Origin of the sequence: Kurthia huakuii LAM0618, from assembly GCF_000505545.1 — a bacterium.
GTDB classification, from domain to species: domain Bacteria; phylum Bacillota; class Bacilli; order Bacillales_A; family Planococcaceae; genus Kurthia; species Kurthia huakuii.
This window is the reverse complement of the sequence record NZ_AYTB01000012.1, coordinates 154,540-160,740: the sequence shown is the minus strand read 5'-3', so window position 1 is coordinate 160,740 and position 6,201 is coordinate 154,540. Positions and strand designations below refer to the sequence as shown.

Genomic DNA, 6,201 nt, shown 5'->3' with positions numbered 1-6,201 from the left:
GATGAAATTTACGAAAGAAAAAATGAATTACTTTACGATTATCGGCTTTGGCGTTTGTAATTTTGCAATCAGCTATTTGTTACTTTATTATGGAACAATTTATAGTACAGCAGCACTTGTCACACTAATTTTCTCATTGAAAGCAATTATAACGCCTATTTTTTTAAATATTGTATTTAAAACAGAGCTACAGAAAAAAATCTACATAGGTGGCGCACTAGGCTTGTTAAGTGTTGTTGTCATTCTTTATCCGGATTTACACACTATTTCGTCAGGTTTTGTGATTGGTATTGTTTTAGCGTTAGTTGGTACTATTGTTACGTCAATCGGTGATGTGTTTTCATACTACAATAATAAGAAAAATATCGACCCTATAATGGCCAATACAATCGGAATGTTTTCAGCTACTATTTTAATATTAATATTTACGATTGCTTCAGCAAAAAGCTTTGTTGTGCCTAATTCTCTTCATTATTGGGTAGGGTTACTCTATTTAGCGGTTCTAGCTTCATTTGTAGCCTGGTTATTGTATTTATTGTTAATCAAAAATCTAGGAGCTTCGGAAAGTAGCTATATGGTTGCCCTATTCCCAGCTATCGGTGGTTTTGCTAGTGTGATCATTGGTGAAACACAAATTTCAATTAACTTAGTTGTCGGCATTATATTAGCTGTCGTAGGTGCTTACATTGCAGTGGCTAAAAGGAAAAAGACTGTAATTTAATTATGGTTTGTTTAAACGAAATAAAAAGCGAACGCATATACAACAAGTGCGTTCGCTTTTTCATTCCCAAAGTGTCATTTGGGAAAGTTATTTTGTATGAGAAATTAATAAGATTCGCCAATTGCATAGCGATTTTGCTTACCCATCCAATCATTAACTTCTCGCCATTTCATTCTTTTAGCTGAAATCCAATTGCTACAAGCGTCCGAATTTTCTTTAGGATGCCAATTATAATCATCAGCCCAATAAAAATTATCTTCAACTTTCAAAATGATTGCATCACGTATGATTGAATCATAATTTTCTGGACTCGGAATAATCTGAACCCCTGTTACGTTTTCAAAAAGGATTTCAATTGCAGATGGATTGGCAAATTGACGCTGAAATAATATCTTTACATTTGTATCTAATTCTCCCGGTACTGCCATAGATAAATCTTCATTCACATAAGTTCCTGTCCACATATACATTTCTCTTAAACAGCCATCGTGAAAATAACCAAAATGCTCTAGTAAATGCTCAATATCTGATTGTTCATTTATTTCAACCCAATTCATATGTATTCCCCCTTTGAATCATACTCTAATACATTTCGTAATGGATAAGCAAAGAAGATTCCCAAAGCGGTGTTTGGTCACATTTTGAAATGTTTGTTGAACTAAAGCACCTCGTTTGTTTAAGTAGATTGATTCACAAAGAGCAATGAATTTTATGGTGTCAAAAAGTACGAAATAGAATTAATAAATCTGTTACAACAAAAATTGTTAGAATAATTAGGTTGATAATCAAAATTATTTTTCCAAATAAATCAGGATTCCTTTTCACGCTAATTATACTAAAGACGAATCCAAGGATAGCGATTATATGGCTTGCTAAAAGGTAATCAGATGGCGGATAAACACTAATAAAAATAGGGCAAAGAATAGACAAAAGTTTAAGCATTGGCAATTGATAACTGTTTTCCAAATTAAACACCTCACTTTGTTTAATACAGCCAATTTTTATTTAATCCAATTGTAACATTTTGTAAAAATATAACAAATCCTTATAGAGCTAACCTGCTCCGTTAATTGAAGTATAACCTTCCCAAACCGACGTTTGGTAAACAAAATTTCGCAAATTCCGTAAGTGCCGATAATAACCCTTTATGCGAAATGTATAGACAATTTAGACGTTAAATAAGTACGATTTACTTTCTTTAATTATTGTAACATAAACAGTTTTAAAGTTTCGCTCACCCTTGACTCCAAAGTTTTCAGGCCATGTTTTTCGGACGCTGGGCCAAGCTTGATAAAAACACTTGGCGTCCGAGTGAAACAGCGTAACATGGCCTTGTTTGACGTCAAGGGACGAGCTGCATGAATCAAAAATAACGTCATTTATACGATCAAATGACGTTATTTTTGCTGAAATATGGATTATTAATATAAGTGGAGAAATGGGTTGACAATAAAAATAAAGGTGTGATATCATGGAAAATTTGATAAAAATGCGGAAAAGTGTTAAAATTAAATAGGTGATTATAAATGGAGGCGAATTATTTGTTTCAAATTGGCGAAAATATTATTTATCCAATGTACGGAGCAGGTATCATTAAAGCGATAGAACAAAAGGAAATCAAAGGGCAGCCGCAAGCATGCTACGTGATCCATTTAACAGCAAGCAATATGCAACTGACTGTCCCAGAGACTAAATTCTTGAGTTCAAATATACGTTCTGTTACGGATATAACGGAGTTACAACATATTATAGACATTTTTCAACATGGAGAATCAGATAGCTCATTACCATGGAAACAGCGGTATACAGTGAATACTGATAAAGTAAAAACAGGAAAAATACAAGAGTGTGCAGAAGTTGTACGTGATTTAATGCGCTTGAAGGAAGACAAAGCACTTAATACGAGCGAAAAAGCGATGTTAAACAACACACACAAGTTTTTACTTAGCGAACTTAATCTAATTAAAGGGATTACAGAAACGGAAATAAATATTTTTAGTTAAAATTATTTGTAATAGGTGCTTTTAAAGGTAGCCAAATGTTATTTTTTGTTGTATACTATATGTAATAAGAATAATAAATTCACGTATTACAAAATGTATTAGTGTTTTATTTAATATTTTTTGTAATACGTGAATTTTTTCTTTTTGAGGAATTATAATCTTATTAATATAATTATTGGAGGTCATTTAAATGACACAAGGTACAGTAAAATGGTTTAACGCAGACAAAGGTTTCGGCTTCATCGAAGTTGAAGGCGGTTCTGACGTATTCGCTCACTTCTCAGCAATTCAAGGTGAAGGTTTCAAATCACTTGAAGAAGGCCAAAAAGTAGAATTCGACGTAGAAGACGGCCAACGCGGTCCTCAAGCTGCTAACATCGTAAAACTTTAATCGTTGACGATAAAAAAAGGCACCCCATCTAATGGGCGTGCCTTTTTTGTGTTTGCAAAGCATGTTATTTTTTCTTTTGATCGTCCATTTCTTTTTTTAAGAAATCATCAAACATTTTTTTCACTTCATCACTGCTCAATAAGTCCGTAACAAATTCCGTAACATCTTCGCCACGAATATTTTTCTTCGCGATGCGATAGCAAATTTCGGACACTGTAAAGCCAAGTGATACTGTAATTGCCGTAGCAACGGAACCGTTAATAACCGAGCCGGCGCCAGGAATAAATTTCGTTAATTGTGCGACTAAATAACGACCAAGATTACTAACAATTGTACCTGCACCAAGCGCACTAATAATGACCGAAATATTTTCAAAGTCGCTATCAAGACCGTATTGCTTCATAATTCGGCCAATCATTGCGCTCTGATTGGCTAATAAAATCGGTCCATCAGCAAAGGGAATCGGTGTAAAGCCTACCGCAAATGATGCGGCCGCATGTTGACGAATCGCTTTGTTCACTTCTTTTTTCACGAGATCGATATTTGAGCGCTGTGCACGTAAAAACGCATATTTGACAGAAGGTTCGATCTGTTCATACGTCCATGAAATTAACTGACTTAATTCAAAGTTGCCGCCCGCATCAAAGACGGTTGAAACATAAAAATGTGGAATCGTTGCTTGTTGTAAAATCGCCATCATTGCTCGTAAATCGTCTTCTGCCGCCATATCCGCCTTCGTTAGTACGACAGCTAGCGGTTTACCGGTTTTACGGAAACGCTCAATCATTGCGATATCCATATCCGTTATACGACTATTTGGCGCAGCAATACAATACCACACCATATGAATTTGGTCCTCGGGTTTTGTCGTATGATCTTCCATATAGAGTTGCATTTCATTTAAAAATCGCGTATGTTCTTCGCTCGCAAGTTCATAACCTTTCGTATCGAACAATGTCAGTGGCATATTAGGTACCGTATATTTCGTTGTTTCTTGCGTGACCGGTTTACCATTGCCCACTTTCGTAAAATCGATAGCGAAAACTTTGTTGACGAGTGCTGATTTGCCGACGCCAGTAGCGCCAACAACGAGAATATTCGCATTGCCATCCTCTTTTAAAAATAGCTCGAGCGCCTGTTCAATTTGCTCGTTCATTTGTAAATTTTCTTTTTTCATTTATCGTTCCTCCTTATCAATAACGGCACTTGCGCGCGCAATCGTTTGGCGTGTTTCCGCGTCAATACGCTGGCGATTGTCCTCTAAATAGCGTAGCATTTCCTTTTGGAATTTGCGGCCAACTTGTGGTGGTGATTGCATTAAAATCGTCGCACGAAATGCTTCTTCTAGTTTACCAAATGCGATGTCTAGTGCTTCAATGCGCCAGTCATTCGTTGATTGTTTATGACGGTGAGCGCGACGCGTTGGATGTGTTACATCAAGTGTACTCGCATAGGTCGTCATCGCCGCATGTACTTCACGTTCGATTAGAACATTTAAATCTTGTGTAATAAAGCGCTCTGATAGCTGTTTTGCCAGTGCAACTGCTTCTTTACTTGACGGGCTTTCTTCAATACGCCGGCGGTATTCCCCAGCTACTTTACGCTCAGCTAAATAAAAAATACGTTCCGGTAAGCGTTCATTTAGCATTTCTAAATAATTGACGCGAATATGCGCGGTAATCTCGTGAAGGCCTTGTTGTTCAATCATTTGCCCTGTCATAAGCTTTTGCGCGACACTATTAACAGAAATGACCGTCACATTTTTTTGTGTGGCATCGTGAATCGTAGCGGTCAACTCAGTAACGACTTGTGGTGAGACGAGCGCCGCTTTGGTTAAGGCAACAATGACATGAATTTTTTGCGCGCGCAGCATATCAATCACTTGTAAATCAAAATCTTGGACGCGTGTAGACGCAGCTGAAATGCAGTAAACAGCGATATGCACCCATTCTGACACCGCTGACTTATAACCACGTGTTTCAAGGAAATGTTTAAAATCAGCGAGCCATAATTGGTCTTTTCCTTGCTCGATACCCCATGAATCAATGAGTGAGACAGGAATACCATTTAACACGAGCTTTTCTTCAAAAAAACCTTGTTCGGTTACTGGTTTACCGGCACCGGTTGCCCGTTTTGGCTCGTTAAATAAGTAATTAATAAGCGAAGATTTACCGACGCCTGTCTGTCCTAAAATGGCAACATTGACAGCGTGTCGTGCGCGCACCGGTAGCATCGCTTCTTTCACTTGTGCAATATATTCTTCGATTAAATCTGCGACATCACGGTTTGTGCGTAGTTGTTCGAGGACATATTGTTCAAAAGCATCCGCTACATGAAACGATGATTTATTCACAATGGAGCGCGCTTTATGCGATGTTTTGTCAAAGAAGTTTTTAAGGCGTCCAGATTTTTCTTCGGTCAGTTCTTCGGTGCCACGTAGTTGTTTGAAAAAATTAGCGATATTTTGTGTAAATGTTTCAAACGATAAATTTTGCTCGTCTTGCTCTTCAAAAAAAGCGATTTTTGGCGATAACGGCATGAGTAATTGTTCTGCTACACGATGCAAAATAGGGCGTAAATCTTGCGTTAAAAACGTGAGCGTATATTGCTCAGCTTGTTGTTCGGCATTTTTAGTACGCCATATTTTTTCGACTTTTTCTTTGTATGGTAAAAGTGCTTTTTTAGCATACATCATCATTTTTGCGCGGAAAAAGGCTCGCACAACACGTAAATAGCCATCAAATAATGCATCTTCAAGTAGGATGGCATCGTCGGCACTTGTGAGTGTCACATTTGCTGGCAAGACCATATCTAAATCAATCGGACCATTAATATGGCGGAGTGCGAGAATGACCGGCATTTTTTTTGCCGCTTGCTGAATTGTAAACAGCTCTTCTGCGGTTGGACCGTTAGCTGTCATGACATACAGCATGATTGTTGCAGCATTCGCGCTTTTAATAATCGGTACGTCACCAACTTGTGTGAACGGCAGCGAGAAATCGTGCGCGCCCGGTTGTTTATAGAGTAAAATATTGAGTTGTGTTAAATCCAACATCATCACCATCTTTTTTAGAATGTATTATACT

6 protein-coding genes are annotated in these 6,201 nt (G+C 37.4%); 3 read left to right on the top strand and 3 right to left on the bottom strand.

Going from position 1 to position 6,201, the window contains the following annotated elements; all coding sequences use genetic code 11:
• A partial coding sequence (locus V514_RS0109800) for a DMT family transporter (RefSeq protein ID WP_029499776.1) occupies window positions 1–721 on the top strand: 721 nt, incomplete at its 5' end.
• Between the two features lie 104 nt (window positions 722–825).
• Here the strand turns inward: V514_RS0109800 and V514_RS0109795 are convergent.
• The gene (locus V514_RS0109795) at window positions 826–1,278 is read right to left on the bottom strand and encodes a hypothetical protein (protein WP_029499775.1); all 453 of its coding nucleotides are present in this window, start codon (window positions 1,276–1,278) and stop codon (window positions 826–828) included.
• Between the two features lie 969 nt (window positions 1,279–2,247).
• Between V514_RS0109795 and V514_RS0109790 the strand changes: the two genes are divergently transcribed.
• Together V514_RS0109790 and V514_RS0109785 are read left to right on the top strand one after the other, a co-directional pair.
• Window positions 2,248–2,724, top strand: a complete 477-nt coding sequence (locus tag V514_RS0109790) for a CarD family transcriptional regulator (RefSeq protein ID WP_029499774.1) — start codon at window positions 2,248–2,250, stop codon at window positions 2,722–2,724.
• 190 nt (window positions 2,725–2,914) lie between these two features.
• Window positions 2,915–3,115 (top strand): cold-shock protein, encoded by a 201-nt coding sequence (locus V514_RS0109785; RefSeq protein ID WP_029499773.1) that lies wholly within the window; start codon window positions 2,915–2,917, stop codon window positions 3,113–3,115.
• A 64-nt stretch (window positions 3,116–3,179) separates the two neighbouring features.
• Here the strand turns inward: V514_RS0109785 and V514_RS0109780 are convergent, their stop codons facing one another.
• Together V514_RS0109780 and V514_RS0109775 are read right to left on the bottom strand one after the other, a co-directional pair.
• A complete protein-coding gene (locus V514_RS0109780) occupies window positions 3,180–4,292 on the bottom strand; it encodes a YcjF family protein (protein ID WP_029499772.1) in 1,113 nt (370 codons plus the stop codon).
• Entirely contained in the window at window positions 4,293–6,173 is a 1,881-nt protein-coding gene (locus V514_RS0109775; protein ID WP_161630186.1) for a GTPase domain-containing protein, read from the bottom strand.
• Window positions 6,174–6,201: the final 28 nt, after the last annotated feature.

Bases quoted from the DNA above. Each gene is read 5' to 3' on its own strand.
- V514_RS0109795 (WP_029499775.1), bottom strand. From the start codon at position 1,278: ATGAATTGGGTTGAAATAAATGAACAATCAGATATTGAGCATTTACTA.
- V514_RS0109780 (WP_029499772.1), bottom strand. From the start codon at position 4,292: ATGAAAAAAGAAAATTTACAAATGAACGAGCAAATTGAACAGGCGCTC.
- V514_RS0109785 (WP_029499773.1), top strand. From the start codon at position 2,915: ATGACACAAGGTACAGTAAAATGGTTTAACGCAGACAAAGGTTTCGGC.
- V514_RS0109775 (WP_161630186.1), bottom strand. From the start codon at position 6,173: ATGATGTTGGATTTAACACAACTCAATATTTTACTCTATAAACAACCG.
- V514_RS0109790 (WP_029499774.1), top strand. From the start codon at position 2,248: ATGGAGGCGAATTATTTGTTTCAAATTGGCGAAAATATTATTTATCCA.